This is a genomic window from Pseudomonas sp. B2021 (genome assembly GCF_018135665.1).
Taxonomy (GTDB): domain Bacteria; phylum Pseudomonadota; class Gammaproteobacteria; order Pseudomonadales; family Pseudomonadaceae; genus Aquipseudomonas; species Aquipseudomonas lactis.
On record NZ_SMOF01000001.1, the window covers coordinates 987109 to 1002648 of the forward strand.

At 59.8% G+C, this 15540-nt stretch carries 15 protein-coding genes, 1 tRNA gene and 1 pseudogene; 9 read left to right on the forward strand and 8 right to left on the reverse strand.

Features of this window, described 5'->3' with window-relative positions; all coding sequences use genetic code 11:
* Nucleotides 1–69: 69 nt before the first annotated feature.
* Together E1K68_RS04300 and E1K68_RS04305 are read right to left on the reverse strand one after the other, a co-directional pair.
* Nucleotides 70–306 (reverse strand): hypothetical protein, encoded by a 237-nt coding sequence (locus tag E1K68_RS04300; protein ID WP_014716802.1) that lies wholly within the window; start codon nt 304–306, stop codon nt 70–72.
* 445 nt (nt 307–751) lie between these two features.
* The gene (locus tag E1K68_RS04305; RefSeq protein ID WP_034134431.1) at nt 752–1561 is read right to left on the reverse strand and encodes an AraC family transcriptional regulator; all 810 of its coding nucleotides are present in this window, start codon (nt 1559–1561) and stop codon (nt 752–754) included.
* A 161-nt stretch (nt 1562–1722) separates the two neighbouring features.
* Between E1K68_RS04305 and ddlA the strand changes: the two genes are divergently transcribed.
* Entirely contained in the window at nt 1723–2820 is a 1098-nt protein-coding gene (gene ddlA, locus E1K68_RS04310; RefSeq protein WP_212613823.1) for a D-alanine--D-alanine ligase, read from the forward strand.
* A gap of 22 nt (nt 2821–2842) precedes the next feature.
* On the opposite strand, the gene E1K68_RS04315 is transcribed toward ddlA, so the two are convergent.
* The 6 genes from E1K68_RS04315 to E1K68_RS04340 all read right to left on the reverse strand — a co-directional run bounded on the left by E1K68_RS04315 (nt 2843) and on the right by E1K68_RS04340 (nt 7295).
* A complete protein-coding gene (locus tag E1K68_RS04315) occupies nt 2843–3157 on the reverse strand; it encodes a helix-turn-helix domain-containing protein (protein WP_019817027.1) in 315 nt (104 codons plus the stop codon).
* On the reverse strand, nt 3144–3464 hold the full coding sequence (locus tag E1K68_RS04320) for a hypothetical protein (RefSeq protein ID WP_019817026.1): 321 nt from the start codon (nt 3462–3464) through the stop codon (nt 3144–3146). Before E1K68_RS04320 ends, E1K68_RS04315 begins: the two co-directional genes overlap by 14 nt.
* Nucleotides 3465–3658: 194 nt before the next feature.
* Complete coding sequence (gene ggt / locus E1K68_RS04325) at nt 3659–5488, reverse strand: gamma-glutamyltransferase (protein ID WP_212613824.1); 1830 nt, start codon at nt 5486–5488, stop codon at nt 3659–3661.
* Nucleotides 5489–5524: 36 nt separating this feature from the next.
* Nucleotides 5525–6304: a PhzF family phenazine biosynthesis protein gene (locus E1K68_RS04330; protein WP_003188317.1), complete on the reverse strand. Its 780-nt coding sequence runs from the start codon at nt 6302–6304 to the stop codon at nt 5525–5527.
* A gap of 127 nt (nt 6305–6431) precedes the next feature.
* Nucleotides 6432–6508: transfer RNA gene (locus E1K68_RS04335), tRNA-Met, on the reverse strand.
* A 235-nt stretch (nt 6509–6743) separates the two neighbouring features.
* Nucleotides 6744–7295 carry an RNA polymerase sigma factor gene (locus tag E1K68_RS04340; protein WP_003188319.1) on the reverse strand — a complete coding sequence of 184 codons (552 nt, stop codon included), beginning with the start codon at nt 7293–7295 and terminating at the stop codon, nt 6744–6746.
* A 263-nt stretch (nt 7296–7558) separates the two neighbouring features.
* Between E1K68_RS04340 and E1K68_RS04345 the strand changes: the two are divergent.
* From E1K68_RS04345 to sctR, 8 genes and pseudogenes are all read left to right on the forward strand, one after another.
* Nucleotides 7559–8614 (forward strand): annotated as a pseudogene (locus E1K68_RS04345) (TyeA family type III secretion system gatekeeper subunit).
* The gene (sctV, locus tag E1K68_RS04350; protein ID WP_003188321.1) at nt 8611–10704 is read left to right on the forward strand and encodes a type III secretion system export apparatus subunit SctV; all 2094 of its coding nucleotides are present in this window, start codon (nt 8611–8613) and stop codon (nt 10702–10704) included. The pseudogene E1K68_RS04345 and the gene sctV overlap by 4 nt, the downstream one beginning before the upstream one ends.
* A 37-nt stretch (nt 10705–10741) precedes the next feature.
* A complete protein-coding gene (locus E1K68_RS04355; protein ID WP_003188323.1) occupies nt 10742–11647 on the forward strand; it encodes an FHA domain-containing protein in 906 nt (301 codons plus the stop codon).
* Nucleotides 11644–13002: a FliI/YscN family ATPase gene (locus tag E1K68_RS04360; protein WP_003188324.1), complete on the forward strand. Its 1359-nt coding sequence runs from the start codon at nt 11644–11646 to the stop codon at nt 13000–13002. Before E1K68_RS04355 ends, E1K68_RS04360 begins: the two co-directional genes overlap by 4 nt.
* The gene (locus tag E1K68_RS04365) at nt 12989–13417 is read left to right on the forward strand and encodes a YscO family type III secretion system apparatus protein (protein ID WP_003188325.1); all 429 of its coding nucleotides are present in this window, start codon (nt 12989–12991) and stop codon (nt 13415–13417) included. Before E1K68_RS04360 ends, E1K68_RS04365 begins: the two co-directional genes overlap by 14 nt.
* Nucleotides 13414–13875 carry a type III secretion system HrpP C-terminal domain-containing protein gene (locus E1K68_RS04370; protein ID WP_003188326.1) on the forward strand — a complete coding sequence of 154 codons (462 nt, stop codon included), beginning with the start codon at nt 13414–13416 and terminating at the stop codon, nt 13873–13875. The genes E1K68_RS04365 and E1K68_RS04370 overlap by 4 nt, the downstream gene beginning before the upstream one ends.
* Nucleotides 13872–14885, forward strand: a complete 1014-nt coding sequence (locus E1K68_RS04375) for a FliM/FliN family flagellar motor switch protein (protein ID WP_003188327.1) — start codon at nt 13872–13874, stop codon at nt 14883–14885. Before E1K68_RS04370 ends, E1K68_RS04375 begins: the two co-directional genes overlap by 4 nt.
* Nucleotides 14882–15538 carry a type III secretion system export apparatus subunit SctR gene (sctR, locus tag E1K68_RS04380; RefSeq protein WP_212613825.1) on the forward strand — a complete coding sequence of 219 codons (657 nt, stop codon included), beginning with the start codon at nt 14882–14884 and terminating at the stop codon, nt 15536–15538. The genes E1K68_RS04375 and sctR overlap by 4 nt, the downstream gene beginning before the upstream one ends.
* Nucleotides 15539–15540 lie beyond the last annotated feature (2 nt).

Here is a 15540-nt window from a genome sequence, read left to right on the forward strand (position 1 = left end):
CTGGCGCCCGACAATCGGTTGGCCAATGGCCAGGAAATTCCCACCCGCCACATGGGGTTTATGGTGTCTTCAGGTTCGTGGCATGCACTCGAGGGTGCGGTTTACTACGGTCTTGGCCATCTCCAGCAAGTGCCATACGGCATGGATTCGGGCGCGGTCGTGGGGTTGCAGGTGATCGCAACAGTCCCACACCGTGGCCGATGCGCTGTTGATCAGATGGGAAATATAGAGTTGAGCGTCTTCGAAGCTGAGTTCTTCATTGACGACTAGGCAATCCATGGGTGGATCGGGAAGTGCTTTGGTCATGGTGTAACTCCTGATTAAGGCAGAAGCCGGCCCAGTCGCGACTAAACGAAGGGTGGCGGCTGTACGCAGGTTAGTCGACCGGCTAATCAGGAAAATCCGGCGCACCCGAGGGTGCCCTGCGCACAGCCACCATAAAACCTCATGGAGGACCATGCGCCTGATTAGAGTCCGGGCGACTAAACCCGATCACTGAAAAGGCAGTGACGGACCGAAGACTAGCCATCGATTCCAACAGGCACAAGGCGGCGGGGATTGTCTCGGAAACGTCCTGCAATTTAAAGGGACACGGCTTGCTGGCCTTTTACAAACCATGACCAAATGCCAGTAACACGACCACATCCAACTGTGGGAGCTGGCTTGCCTGCGATGGCATCAATAGGGTGCGCCTGATACACCGAGGTGTCTGCATCGCAGGCAAGCCAGCTCCCACAGTCCAACCCAGCACTCAGCGTCCGAGCATTTTCACCCAGCGCGATGGCGGCATGCCGTAGGTGCTGCGAAATTGGCGGGTCATGTGGCTCTGGTCGGTGAAGCCTGCGGTCATGGCCGCATCCACCAACGATTGGCCCTGGGCCAATAAGTGGCGCACCAGGTCCAGCCGGCGCATGGTCAGGTAGCGGTAGGGGCTGGTGCCGAACAACACGCGAAAATCCCGCGATAACGCCCAGCGGTCACGGCCGGCGTGGTCGGCTATTTCATCCAGGGTGATGCTGCGGCCCAGGGCGCTGTGGATGAATTCACGAGCGCGTTCGGCCGCGATGTAGTCGAAGGATTTACGGCGGATGATGGCCCCGGACGCATCGCTCAGCGCGTGGGCCAGGTCGAACAGGGCGTCTTGCTCTTGCATCGGGTCTATCGGGCAATCGAGGCTTTGTAGCAACACTTCGCTGGCGCGGTGCAGCCTTGGGTCGGTGGACAAACCGCCGGGGATAAACGGCAACGGCTGCCCACCGAGGATCTGCTGGATCAGCGCCGGCTCCACATAAATCATCCGGTACTTGAAACCTTCGTCGCTGCCGGCGCGGCCGTCATGGGTTTCATCCGGGTGGATCACCATGGTGGTGCCGGGCAGGCTGTGGGTCGTACCGCCGCGGTAATGAAAACTCTGCACGCCGAACAACGTGCGCCCGATGGCGTAGGTGTCATGGCGGTGGGGGTCGAAAGCGAAGCCGGCAAAGTACGCCTCGATACGGTCCAGGCCGCTGGCGTGGGGCGCGCGGTGCAGCCAGTCGAGGGAGTGGGTGGGGTTGCCCATGGTGACTTGTCACAAAAGGAGGTGGAAACACGTTAACTGAGTCTGCACCGGTTGTCTGCCGGGGTCTTGTACGATTGTGCAGGTGTTGGGCAAGGCACATCTGGTAGCAAATCGCTGACCACCCGTGGTAAGAATCCTTACTTTCAACAGTGAGGCCGGTTATGAGCAAGGTGCGGGTAGGGATTATTTTTGGTGGGCGTTCGGCTGAGCATGAGGTCTCGCTGCAATCGGCGCGCAACATTGTCGATGCCCTTGATCGCTCACGCTTCGAGCCGGTTTTGATCGGTATCGACAAGGCCGGCCACTGGCACCTCAATGACACCTCGAACTTCCTGCTCAATCAGGAAAACCCGGCGCTCATCGCCCTCAACCAGTCCAACCGTGAACTAGCCGTGGTGCCTGGCAAGGCCAGCCAGCAAGTGGTGGAAACCTGCGGCCAGGGCGTGCTGGAACACATCGACGTGATCTTCCCGATTGTCCACGGCACCCTCGGTGAAGACGGTTGCCTGCAAGGCTTGCTGCGCATGGCGGACTTGCCCTTCGTCGGTTCCGACGTGCTCGGCTCGGCGGTGTGTATGGACAAAGACATCAGCAAGCGCCTGCTGCGTGACGCGGGTATTGCGGTCACGCCGTTCATCACCCTTACGCGAGCTAACGCGGCGCGCACTTCGTTCGAAACGGCCGCTGGCAAGCTCGGTGTGCCGATGTTCATCAAGCCCGCCAACCAGGGTTCGTCGGTGGGGGTGAGCAAAGTCAGTGACGAAACCGAATACCGCGCTGCCGTTGAACTGGCGTTGGGGTTTGATGAGAAAGTGCTGGTGGAGTCCGCCGTCCAAGGCCGTGAAATCGAATGCGCCGTGCTGGGTAATGACCAGCCCATCGCCAGCGGTTGTGGCGAGATCGTGGTGAGCAGTGGTTTTTATTCCTACGACAGCAAATACATCGACGGCCAGGCCGCCCAGGTGGTGGTGCCGGCGGATATCAGCCATGAAGCCAGCGAGCGCATTCGCCGCCTGGCCATCGAAGCGTTTGAGGTGTTGGGCTGCGTCGGGTTGGCGCGGGTGGATGTGTTCCTGACGCCGGACGGCGAAGTGCTGATCAACGAGATCAACTCCCTGCCCGGTTTTACTCGCATCAGCATGTACCCTAAGCTGTGGCAGGCGGCGGGCATGAGCTACAGCGAGCTGGTGAGCCGGTTGATCGAGCTGGCGCTGGAGCGGCATGCGGGGCGCAAGGGCTTGAAGATCAACCGCCAGTGATTGGCCCGAAGCAGTAACGCCATCAGGCGTTACTGAGCACTTCGCGAAAAACGTCCGGCCTTATGGCCGCAATATGCAGTAGCGAACGTGCTGCTCCGGAAGGTGCGCGACGCCCTTGCTCCCATTCTTGAAGGGTTCTTACTGACACGCCCAGAAGCTCGGCAAATTTGGGTTGTGAGAGCCCTGTCTTGCTTCTTGCTTCGGCAGCCTGAGTGACCTCAACGTGCTGCACGGCCCCGTAACGTCCCGCTTTGACATCCTGAATGGCTGTGAGTAGTTCTTCGCCTATATTGCGTTTGGCGTCACGTTCCTTCAGTTCTTTATCAGTGAGTGGCATGGTTCATTTCCTTTGCGATTTTGTACAGGATATGTGCCGGAATATTCTCCGTGGCGCTCTTGCCATAAATCAGTAGCGCGACGACTGCTCCGCACTCCAGTTGTGTGGTGTAGATGACCCGCACTGATCCACTTTTACCCCGGCCCTCCATGCTCCAGCGTATCTTTCGGCAACCTCCCGAGCGCGGAATGACATTTCCAGCATCAGGATGGCTGGCGAGAAACGCCATGAAGATACCTTTTTCATCTTCAGTCCAATAGTCAGGCCATTGCCTGCTGAAGAGAGGGGATTCTATGAGAGTGAACACGCGAAATTCTACGTCTTTGACGTAGCCTCTGGCAAGAAAGGGCGGGCCAGAAAATCGCAGGTGAGATGGGGCTGCTCAAGAAGGTTTTTATCGCAAAAGATGACATGGCACTTTGAGTTCTGGCGCTCCGCGTAGGATTTAAGGCGTAAGGGTGCAGGTCTTTTTTTATAAGCCTGTACGGATAGATCAACACCTTAATCACCCAACGCCTCACCTTCACGCCGAGGGTCCGCGCCACCACTGAGCGTCACCTTGCCCTGGGCATCCCGTGTGCGCACGATGGCCTGCACGCCGCTGGTCATCTCGATCTCGCTCAGGGCGTGGCCCTTGTCCTTGAGCGCCTGTTTAAGCGCCGGGCTGAACAGCCCAGCTTCCAACTCGGTAGCACCATTGCGACTGCCGAAGTTGGGCAGGCTGATGGCCGCCTGCGGATCGAGCTTCCAGTCGAGCATGGCCACCAGGGATTTACTCACGTACTCGATGATCTGCGAGCCGCCGGGGGAGCCGACGGTAGCCAGCAGTTCGCCCGAGTTGCGGTCGAACACCAAGGTCGGCGCCATGGCCGAGCGTGGGCGTTTGCCCGGTTGCACGCGGTTGGCCACAGGCTGGCCGTTTTCTTCGGGGATGAAGGAGAAGTCGGTCATCTGGTTGTTGAGCAAAAAGCCCTGGACCATCACATGGGAGCCGAATGCCGCCTCCACCGTGGTGGTCATCGACACGGCGCCGCCCTGGTCGTCCACCGCCACCACTTGTGAGGTGGAGATGCGCAGTGGCGAGCGGTCTGGTGCGTACGCCACCTGAATACCAGCAGGTTGCCCCGGCTTGGCGATGCCCATGCTGCGCTCGCCGATCAGCGTGGCGCGCTGCGCCAGGTAACTCGGCGCGACGAGGCCGGCGACCGGGACGGGGGTGAAGTCTGCATCGGCCACGTACAGCGCGCGGTCGGCAAAGGCCAGGCGCCCGGCTTCGGCGAGCAGGTGCACGGCCTCGGGTGTCGGTTCAAGCCCGGCCGGCGAAGCACTCTTGATCGGAGTCATCGGGGCGATGGCCAGGCGCGGGTCGCGGGTTTCCAGGGCCTGCAGTGTCCCGAGGATCTGCGCCACGGCTATCCCGCCCGAGGACGGCGGTGGCATGCCGCAGACCTTCCATTGTTTGTAGTCGGTGCACAGCGGTGCGCGTTGCTTGGCGGCGTAGCCCTTGAGGTCGGCCTGGGACAGGCTGCCGGCATTGTGGTGGCCCTGGACCTTGCGTGCGATCTCCTCGGCAATCGGGCCTTGGTACAGCGCGTCCGGCCCTTCCTTGGCGATGCGCTTGAACACGACGGCCAGTGCCGGGTTTTTCAGCAGCGTGCCGGTGGCTTTTGGCGAGCCATCGGCATTCAGGAAGTACGCCGCCATGTCGGGCGATTGCGCGATAAAGCGGTCAGCCGCGATCAAACTGTGCAAGCGTGGGGAAATGGCGAAGCCTTGCTCCGACAAGCGAATCGCCGGCTCGAACAGCTTGGCCCATGGCAAGTGGCCGCTCTTTTTGTGCGCCATCTCCAGGGCGCGCAATACCCCTGGCGTGCCCACCGAGCGCCCGCCAATCTGCGCATCCGTGAACGCCATCGGCGTACCGTCGCCCTTCAGGAACAAGCGCTCCGTCGCCCCGGCCGGCGCAGTTTCGCGGCCGTCGTAAGCCTGCACGTTGTGCCCATCCCACAGCATGATGAATGCACCGCCGCCGATGCCGGACGACTGCGGTTCCACCAGGGTCAATACCGCTTGCATGGCAATCGCCGCATCAATGGCTGAACCGCCTTGACGCAGCATTTCACGCCCGGCTTCAGCGGCCAGTGGGTTGGCGGCGGCGGCCATATGGCGCTCGGCGTGGCGGGTGCTCAGGTCGGTGCGATAGCCCGAGCCCAGCTCCGGGGCCGGTGGCTGTTCGTTGACCGGCGTGTGGCAGGCGGCGAGGGCCAGGGCTGCGGCGATGACTGTCAGGCTGCGACGGGAAATCAAAAACACGCGCTGAACTCCGTTCATAGTGAGAAGGGGCTGTTGTCCTTGGGGTACTGCTTTTTACAGGTAAATCGTGCCTTGCATGTACAGCACGGCCTTGCCGGAAATAATCACCCGGTCGCCCTGGAGTTCACAGCGCAACTGGCCTTTACGCTGACCGCCTTGCTCGGCGCTCAATTGCGATTTTCCCAGGCGCTCGGCCCAGAACGGTGCCAGTGAGGTGTGCGCCGAGCCGGTAACCGGGTCTTCATTGACGCCCACATTCGGGCCGAACCAGCGCGAGACAAAATCAAACCGAGTGCTTTTGGCGGTCACCGCAATCCCGCGTTTAGGCAGGCCCTTGAGCCGTGCGAAATCCGGTGTGAGGGCCGCTACCTGGGCTTCATTCTCCACCAGCACAATGTAGTCGTCGGTGCCAAACACCTCGGCGGTTTCAAGTCCCAGGGCGCTCAACATGCCGTGGGGCGGCTCGCAGCGTTCGGGTTTTTTGGCTGGAAAATCCATCGCTAGCTCATCACCGTTGCGCGTTACCCGCAACTCGCCGCTACGGGTGGCAAAGCGCAACACCTGCGGGGCGTCCGCCAGCTGATGGATCAGCACCCACGCGGCCGCCAACGTGGCATGGCCGCACAGGTCCACCTCCACTTGCGGGGTGAGCCAGCGCAACTCATAGAAGTCGCCACGGGGTACGAAGAACGCGGTTTCCGAAAGATTATTTTCGGCCGCAATCTGCTGCAGTTGCTCGTCGGGCAGCCACTCAGTGAGTGGGCACACCGCTGCCGGGTTGCCGCCGAAGGGATGGTGGCTGAAAGCGTCGACTTGGTAGATGTCCAGTTGCATCGGGGCACTCCGTGTTTAGGGGAGGCTGGACACTAACAGTGGGGGTGGGGGGCGTCAAAATACAGTTAGGGAGTTTTTTGCGCGCATAAAAAAACGGCCTACCTTTCGGTAAGCCGTTTTTAGTACTTGGTGGCTACACAGGGACTTGAACCCCGGACCCCAGCATTATGAATGCTATGCTCTAACCAACTGAGCTATGTAGCCAAGTGGCGCGCATTATTCGCTTGGAACGGCAATGCGTCAAGCGTTTTTGTTGAAAATTTTTCTACGCTTTCAACTGTTTAAGCCAAAGCGCTGATTTTGGCGACGGGCGGTGGCGAATGCACCGTGGATGAGGGGAGTAGAAGAAGCTCGGTGTCTTTGAAGGTTTACTCGGGGCCAAGTCCGACAGTGTTGGGCAGATATCCCTGTCGCCCAACGCTTGACCGACTAATTCAACTTACGTGTGCAGTGGGGGGTGGGTGACGCGCTTGAGCTGTTCGCGTGCCCGTGACAGGCGCGAGCGCACGGTGCCGATAGGAATGTCCAGTACGTCGGCGGTGTCCTGGTAGCTGCCGTCGGTTTCCAGCGAGGCATACAACGTCCTACGCATTTCTGTGGGCAAGTGATCGATCGCGCTCAGGGTATTTTCCAGTCTCCGGTTGACCTCGAATTCCCAGTCCAGGCTGTGGCTTTCTTCCTGTCCGTGCCACAGCGACTCATCGAATTCGCAATGTGCAGGCTTGGCATATAGGCGTCGAAAGTGGTTGCGGATCAGGTTTTGCGCGATACCGCACATCCAGGTACTCAGCGTCGCGGTACCACTGAAACGCTCGCGATTGCGCCAGGCTTCCAAGTATGTCACTTGCAAAAGATCATCCGCGTCTTCCGGGTTGAGTACCCGTTTGTGAATGAAACGTCGGAGTTTTTTCTGTTGGTCGTCTGTCAGATGGAGCATGAATTGAGGCGAACTGCCACCAAGGTGAGCTAAGGCTTCAATAGGGATATTCATGATTTTTCCTTAAGGTAGACGCAGTCGAAATAGTTTCGGCGTTTACCTCTTTTGCACTGCCTGTGCCAAAGGAGAATCTGCACATAACCCAATGATTTATATATATAAATACTTTAATTTCGTGGCGCTTTTGTGCAGTAATTTGCAAAAGGCACCAGGGGCTTGTGCGGGTTTTTTCACCTTGTTGGAAGAGCGAGTTTCGATGGAACCATCTGGACGGGCCTAACCACACATTGGCACTCTCTTCCTGTACTGGCCTGCCCATGAAAGTCGAATCTACCCCCGATGTGCCAATGACCCCGCGTGTGGAACTCCCCACCGTTAGCCCGGCCGCCAAGCCTGAGCCAGGCCAAGGTATCGATGATCTTTTCCTGCACTTCAGTCAGGAGGTTGAATCCAGCAGCCGTACGTTGGACAAACGCAAAATTGGCGTACGTGTGCCTCCTGTCCAGGCGCTCGCGCAGCTCTATGAGCAGTTGGGGCATCCGGCCCAGGAAAGCTTTGCCGCGGTAGCGCGTCGAATCAGGCTGCAATTGCTGATGCAACCCAGCATCGATAAGTTGCTGGAGGCCACTGGCGGTGATCCGGCGCGCACCTTCGTGGTACTCAAGGCGGTGTGAGAGCAGGCCGAGGCCGACGTGCGCAGCTCCGAAGCCGACCTGGCGCGGGATGCTATTGCCAAGCTGGAGGTCCGTTTCAAAGGGCAGATACAGGCGGGCCTGAATATCGCCATGGCCTTGCAGACGGCGGGTGGTGATCCACAAGAGCGCCAGGCGCTGCGCGCGCTGTACTACGCCAGTGTGGTGACACGGCAATCCCTGGCCACCATGATGCAGGCGCTGCTGGGCGTCTACGGTGACGACCGTTTTGCACATGGCTTGAATGTGATGTCCAGCGCCCTGACGGCCGACATCGCCGCCCATGTGTCCTCAGTGCCTACGGCAATGTTGCGCACCTTGCTGGTAGGGCTGCGCAGCTGCAGTGCATTGAGCGGGGTGTTGTGCAGCTGTCGTGAGCTGGTCCAGAACCTTGCAACCGAACTGCATGCGGTAAGCCTGCTGCAACGCCTGCTGGGTTATACAAGTACCGGCATCGTGACAAATGAAGTCATGCGCCTGGCCGAAGATATGGGGGCCGGCACGACAACACTCGTGGCGCTCAATGCGCTTTATCCACTGTTTCTGAAATTGCCCCTGGCTTTGTGGCCGGATAGCCAGTCACGCCAAGAGGCGCTGCACAACTTTCTACTGGTGATGGACGAGCTTGCCCGCCTCGAAGGCATAAGCCCTGGCTTTCCTAATTCGAGTATCCTGGCGTGAACGTGCTGTCCACCGTCAACGGCATACTGCTCAAGGTAGCGCAGCGCGCCGAGGTCTTGGGCGCCGTGGTGATCATGGCCATTGTGTTCATCTTCATCGTGCCGCTGCCTACCTGGCTGGTGGACATTCTGATTGCGCTGAATATCTGTATTTCCTGCCTGTTGATCATGCTGGCGCTGTACTTGCCCGGGCCTTTGGCGTTCTCTTCCTTCCCGTCGATTTTGTTGCTGACCACCATGTTTCGGCTGGCATTGTCGATCGCTACGACGCGCTTGATTCTGCTCGAACAGGACGCTGGCGATATCGTTGAGGCCTTCGGCAACTTCGTAGTGGGCGGCAACCTGGCTGTTGGGATGGTGATCTTCCTGATCCTCACCCTGGTCAACTTTCTGGTGATCACCAAGGGCTCTGAGCGGGTTGCCGAAGTGGCGGCGCGCTTCAGCCTGGACGCAATGCCGGGCAAGCAGATGTCCATCGACAGTGACTTGCGTGCCGGCTTGATCGACGGTGGGCAAGCGCGCGACAAGCGTGAACAGTTGTCTCGCGAGAGCCAGCTGTTCGGCGCCATGGATGGCGCGATGAAGTTCGTCAAAGGCGATGCCATCGCTGGCTTGATCATTGTGGTGGTCAACCTGCTGGGGGGATTTTCCACGGGGATGTTCCAGCACGGTTTGAGCGCTGGCGATTCGATGGCGCTGTATTCTGTGCTGACCATCGGTGATGGCCTGATTGCGCAGATTCCCGCGCTGCTGATCTCCCTGACCGCCGGTATGATCATTACCCGCGTGGCACCGGAAGGGCGCAAGGGCGTCACGAACATGGGCGCCGAGATCGCACGCCAGATGACCAGTGAGCCCAAGAGCTGGATGATCGCCTCGGTGGCCATGCTGGTATTTGCGATCGTGCCTGGCATGCCGACGCTGGTGTTTATCCTGCTAGCGATGATGACCGGCGCCTTGGGTTATTACCTCGACCGGCGGCGCCGACGTGAAGCGCAGCCAGAAGCCGAAGCCGTCGAAGCCATGCGGCCTGAAGAAAATGGCAAAGAGGACCTGCGCGGGTTTGATCCGTCCCGGCCTTATCTGTTGCAGTTTCCCTCGGCCCTGCGCGGCACGCCTGAGGTGACCGATCTTATTCACGGCATCCGCCAGGTTCGAAATTCCCTGGTTGCCAATATCGGCCTGACATTGCCGCCGTTTGAGGTCGAGATCGATGACTCGCTGGCCGATGATGAAATGCGCTTCTGCGTCCATGAAGTGCCAATGGTCAAGGCGTCTGTGGTCCAGCGCGTTGCCGTAGAGCGCAGTGCCCTGACGGTTGAGCCTGAGCATGGCATACCGGGATTGGCCGAGCGTAACGAACAGGATTGGCTCTGGCTGCCACCTGACGACCCACTGCTCAATGACACGCAGTTGGAGCGCTTCAATGCGACGAGCCTGATCGTCGAGCGCATGAAGACGGCGATGATGCTCAGCGGGCCGCAGTTCCTGGGGATTCAGGAGAGCAAGGCGATCCTCAGTTGGCTGGAGAACAATCAACCCGAACTGGTGCAGGAACTGCAGCGCATCATGCCGATCTCGCGCTTTTCGGCGGTACTGCAACGTCTGGCCAGCGAAGGGGTTCCGCTGCGCGCCGTGAGGTTGATTGTCGAATCGCTGATCGAATACGGCCAGCACGAACGTGAGCCCGAAGCACTGGCGGACTATGCGCGCATTGCCCTCAAGTCGCAGATCTACCATCAGTACAGCGAGGCCGATGGGCTGCATGCCTGGCTGTTGTCACCGCAGACCGAAAGTGTTTTGCGCGAGGCACTGCGCCAGACCCAGACCGGGGTGTTCTTTGCACTCGACAACGACAATAGCGCTGCGCTGATCAACCTGCTCAACCAGGCCTTCAGTGCACGCGCAAAAATAAAAAGCGTGTTGTTGGTGGCGCAGGATTTGCGCAGCCCCTTGCGAACCTTGTTGCTTGAGGAATTCAACCATGTACCGGTGTTGTCTTTCGCCGAGCTGGGGAGCAATTCCAAGGTCAAGGTGCTGGGGCGTTTTGACCTTGGCCAGGATGAGTTGATGTACGGGACATTGGCATGAACACATCGCTACTTGCAGAGTACGGGGGGGCGTACTGATGTTCGAACTCCGAGTGTTGGATGGTTCGCATCAAGGGGCCGCGCTGCCTCTGTTTGGTGAGCAATGGAGCCTTGGCGCCAACGCGGGCGCCGACCTCTTGCTGGATGACCCTGGTGTCGCCGAGCACCACGCACGCCTGTTATTGCTCGAAGGGCGATGGTCGGTGCAGGCTGAAGCGGGGCTGCTGAAAAACAGCGATGGGCAAATGTTGGCGCAGATCGGCGATCTGGCACTCAACACGCCGTTTGTGATTGGCTCCGTCAGCTTGTGTGTCAGCCCTGCCGATCATCCTTGGCGCCAGGCATCAGTGCTCAAACCGCCTCAGCCGGCAACGGAGCCCTTGCCCCAGGCGCCATTGCCGCTGACGCTGTCTTCCATTTCCGCGTTGCAGCAAAAACGCTTGGTCAGCCTGGTGCTGCTATGCGCCGTGATCATCGCTGCGGTCGGCATTATCTTCAGCGGTGAGCGCGAGGCCCAGGCATCGCTGATGCCGGCGGTCATTCAGAAACCTGGGTTGGACTCACCCGCTGAGGTGCGCCAGCAACTCGTGAGGATGCTCAACGAGCGCGAATTGCTCCAGCGTGTCAGCTTGCAGATCGTCAATGGTCAGATTGCCCTCAATGGTGTTGTTTCCCAAGATGAAGTGGAACTGATTGCGCGCATGCTCGACCGTTTTGCCGAGCAATTCGACACTGTGGTGCCGGTGATCAGTCGCGTACGGGTACGCGATGCCAGGTTACCGTTCAAGATCTTGCAGATAGTGGGCGGTCCGAATGGCCACGTGGTGCTTGAAGAAGGAACCCGCTTATTCGTGGGTGATGAAGTAGATGGTCTGCGCCTGGTTTTGATTGATAACAGCAAAGTGGTTTTCGACGGCGAGCAACGTTATGAGGTGGGCTGGTGAAGGGGTCGCTGCAGGAGCGTCTGGAGGCCTGGCAACTGAACCAGTCACAGGCGTTGAGCAGTTTCGCACCGGTGACAATGCGCGGTCGTATTCAGCGCGTGAACGGCATGCTGCTGCAATGCCGATTGCCGCAGGCCCGTATCGGCGACCTATGCCAAGTGGAAAAAACACCAGGCGACTACATGCTCGCCGAGATCATCGGGTTCGATCAGCGCGATGCGGTGCTCAGTGCCCTGGGCAATCTGGAAGGCGTGCGTGTAGGGGCCAGCGTTGCGCGGTTGGGGGTTCCGCATCAGGTTCGGGTCGGTGATGAGCTGTTGGGACAGGTGCTGGATGGTTTTGGTCGCCCGATTGCGGGCGATGGTGTGGGCGCGTTCGTGGAAGCGGACACACCTGGGGCGACCACCGTGTTATGCGAGGCGCCTCTTCCTACCGAACGGCCGCGGATCAACCGTGCACTCGCTACGGGTGTGCGCTCGATTGATGGTCTGATGACCCTAGGGGAAGGCCAGCGTGTGGGGCTGTTTGCCGGTGCCGGTTGTGGCAAGACCACCTTGTTGGCCGAGATCGCCCGTAACGTGGAGTGCGATGTGATCGTATTCGGTCTCATCGGGGAGCGGGGCCGGGAGTTGCGCGAGTTTCTTGATCACGAACTGGACGAGCAGTTGCGTGCCAAGGCCGTGTTGGTGTGCGCAACCTCCGACCGCTCAAGCATGGAGCGCGCGCGTGCCGCGTTCACGGCAACCGCGCTGGCCGAAGGTTTCCGGCGTAAGGGCCAGCGGGTGCTGTTGCTGATCGACTCTCTGACGCGTTTTGCCAGGGCCCAGCGTGAAATCGGCCTGGCTGCCGGTGAACCCTTGGGGCGCGGTGGTCTGCCGCCGTCGGTCTACAGTTTGCTGCCACGCTTGGTGGAGCGTGCCGGCTTGACCCGTGAAGGCGTGATCACGGCCATCTATACAGTGCTGATCGAACAGGACTCCATGAACGATCCGGTGGCGGATGAGGTGCGCTCTCTGCTCGACGGGCATATCGTCCTGTCGCGCAAGCTGGCCGAGCGCGGCCACTACCCGGCGGTCGATGTACTGGCCAGCCTTTCGCGGATTCTGAGCAATGTCGCCGAGCCCGTGCATATCCGTGCCGGTACGGCGTTACGACGCTTGCTGTCGGCTTACCAGCAGATCGAGCTGATGCTCAAGCTAGGGGAATATCAGCCCGGCAACGATGCGCTCACCGACCTGGCAGTTGACAGTCGGCAGGCGGTGGATGGCTTTCTGCGCCAGGACTTGCGCGAACCTTCGCCGCTTGCCGCCACCATGGATCAATTGGCTGAGTTGACCGCCCATGTCCCATTCTGAAGTGTTACCGGGTGAAATCGACACCCTGCGACGTTTGCGCCGACACCGTGCTGACCGCGCCGAGCGTGCGCTGCGTGAGGCAAAACGGGCGCAGCAAGCGCTGGTCGAGCACATCCGGGAGGCGCAAGAAGTCCTCGAGCAAACCCGCCTGGAAGAGGCCCGGCAATGCGCCGAGCTGTTGAGTTTGCACCAGGGGCAGGTAGTGACGTTCAAGGCGCTGAAAAACTGGAATGCCAAGGAGCGGCAATTATCGGCGGGTACCCGGCGTGAAGAAGGCCAGTTGTTGCAACTCAAAGAGCAGCAGCACGAGCAGGCTGCACAGGTCGGCCACGCGCAGAAACACGTCACCTTGTGCTTGCGCCAGGTGGAAAAAATCCAAGAGCTATCTAAGTTACTGACGCAGGAGCCGATATGAAACAGGTTTCAGTTAGTCCGCCTGAACGTCCGCGTCCGCGTGAGTCTCGCGATGACCGTGCGCCTGAATTCGGCGCCCTCGTGCCTTGGGAGCAAGGACGATTGTTCGCCCGGTTGTTTAACGATGGGGGCCAGGACGGCGGGGGATATGGAACGTCTCTGAACGCAATCAAAGCCTCGGGCGATGTCGCCATGATCGAGGCGTTGACCGAGCAGTTGGCGCCGCGAATGCTCGTCGGTTCGCAATGGCCGATGATGGCGGTTTTTCACCTGGGCCGCCTGGGACGGATCAACGCCAGTGTCCGCCGGGAGCAGGGGAGCTGGAATGTCGAGCTGGACGCGGAGCAAGACAACACGGCGCGCTGGCTCAGTGGCGTACGCCAACAATGTGAGCAACGGCTGGCGGCGAGCCTGCGCCAGCCCGTCAATGTGTATCTGGCAAAATCGGCGCAGGCATGATGCTGCCACCTCTGATATTTCCCACATTCAAAGCCGATATTGCGGTTGCCCGGCAGCGGTTGGGGCAAGGGTTGTGTATGCCGTTCGAGGTCGCCGGGTCGAGAGGCGAGTTGAGAATGGAGCCTGGTACTGCTCCGGTGGGTATACAGCCGCTCTGCTTCGAAACCGCCTGTGGAGTATTGGCCTTCAGTGAGCCAGGACCGCAGTTGAGCTTGATGGGCGAATGCCCGGTGACGTTCGCACAGGCCGGCAACGATCCCGACGCCTGGTTCTGGGAGTTGTTTCAGCATCATCTGAGCCCTCAGGTGCAAGCGCTGTTTGGTTACCTGCGTTTGCTGCCCGGCACCCGCCCCTTGAACTTTGGTTGTCGACTCTGCGTGACGCTCGGCGCCTCTCGCGTCACGGGCTATCTGTGGCTGTCTGTCGAGAGCTTTCTGGCGCTATGCAAGGCGGGGCCGTGGCGGCTCAAGGCTGAGCCAATGCCGGCGCAGTTTCAGCTGGCGGTGGACGTAACGCTCGGGCGCCTGCGGTTGTCGATGCACCAGCTGCGCAGCTTGCGTGCCGGTGACGTGCTGGTGCTTGAACGAGCCTTTTTCAGTGCGTCGGGAACCGGCCACGTGCAGGTTGGCAAACAGCGTCTGGTGGGCTGGATCGACGCTGGATCCGGGCCGACGCGTCTTACCCTTACTTCTATCGAGGATATGTTTGTGGACGAGGATTTTGCAACACAGCCTTACTCAGGGCATGAGGATGAAACAGCGGTGATGGATGTGTTCGGGCATGAACCCTTCGACGAGCTGAGCATGGCGCTCAATGTGCGGTGCGGTACGCTGAACCTGACCCTCGGCGAATTGCGCAACCTTGCGCCCGGCGCGGTGCTGGGGGTCGCAGGCTACGCCCCTGGCACTGCGGGGCTCTACTACGGCGACCGCCCCCTCGGCCAGGGCCAGTTGGTTGAAGTGGACGGGCGGCTGGGGCTGCAGATGACTCGCGTGATCTTTTCTCGATGAGTAGTTTCCAGGGAATAGATCCGGTCGTCCTGGCAATATTTCTGGGGGCATTGTCGTTGATGCCCATGCTGTTGGTCGTCTGCACGGCGTTCCTGAAGATCGTGATTGTGCTGATGATCACCCGCAATGCCATCGGTGCGCAGCAGGTGCCTCCGGGCATGGCCATCAATGGTATTGCCCTGGCGGCCACCCTGTTCATCATGGCGCCTGTAGGCTATGAGATGGCCGAGATCGTCAAGGTGTCGCCCCTGGACCTGACCAGCGTGGGCGCACTTCAGCAGACGGGAATGGAGGCGATCAAACCATTGCGCACCTTCATGCTGCGCAACAGTGACCCGGATATCCTTACCCACCTGTTGGAAAATGCCATGCGCATGTGGCCGGCACAGATGGCGCAGGAGGTTCAACGTGAGGACCTGATCCTGCTGGCGCCGGCCTTTGTGCTGTCACAGTTGCAGGCGGGGTTCGAAATCGGCTTCCTGATCTATATCCCTTTCATCGTGATTGACCTGATTGTCTCCAATCTCTTGTTGGCGCTGGGGATGCAAATGGTCTCGCCCATGACCATTTCCCTGCCGCTCAAATTGCTCTTGTTCGTGATGGTCTCCGGGTGGTCGCGGTTGCTCGACAGCCTGTTCCTTTCCTATCTCTGAGT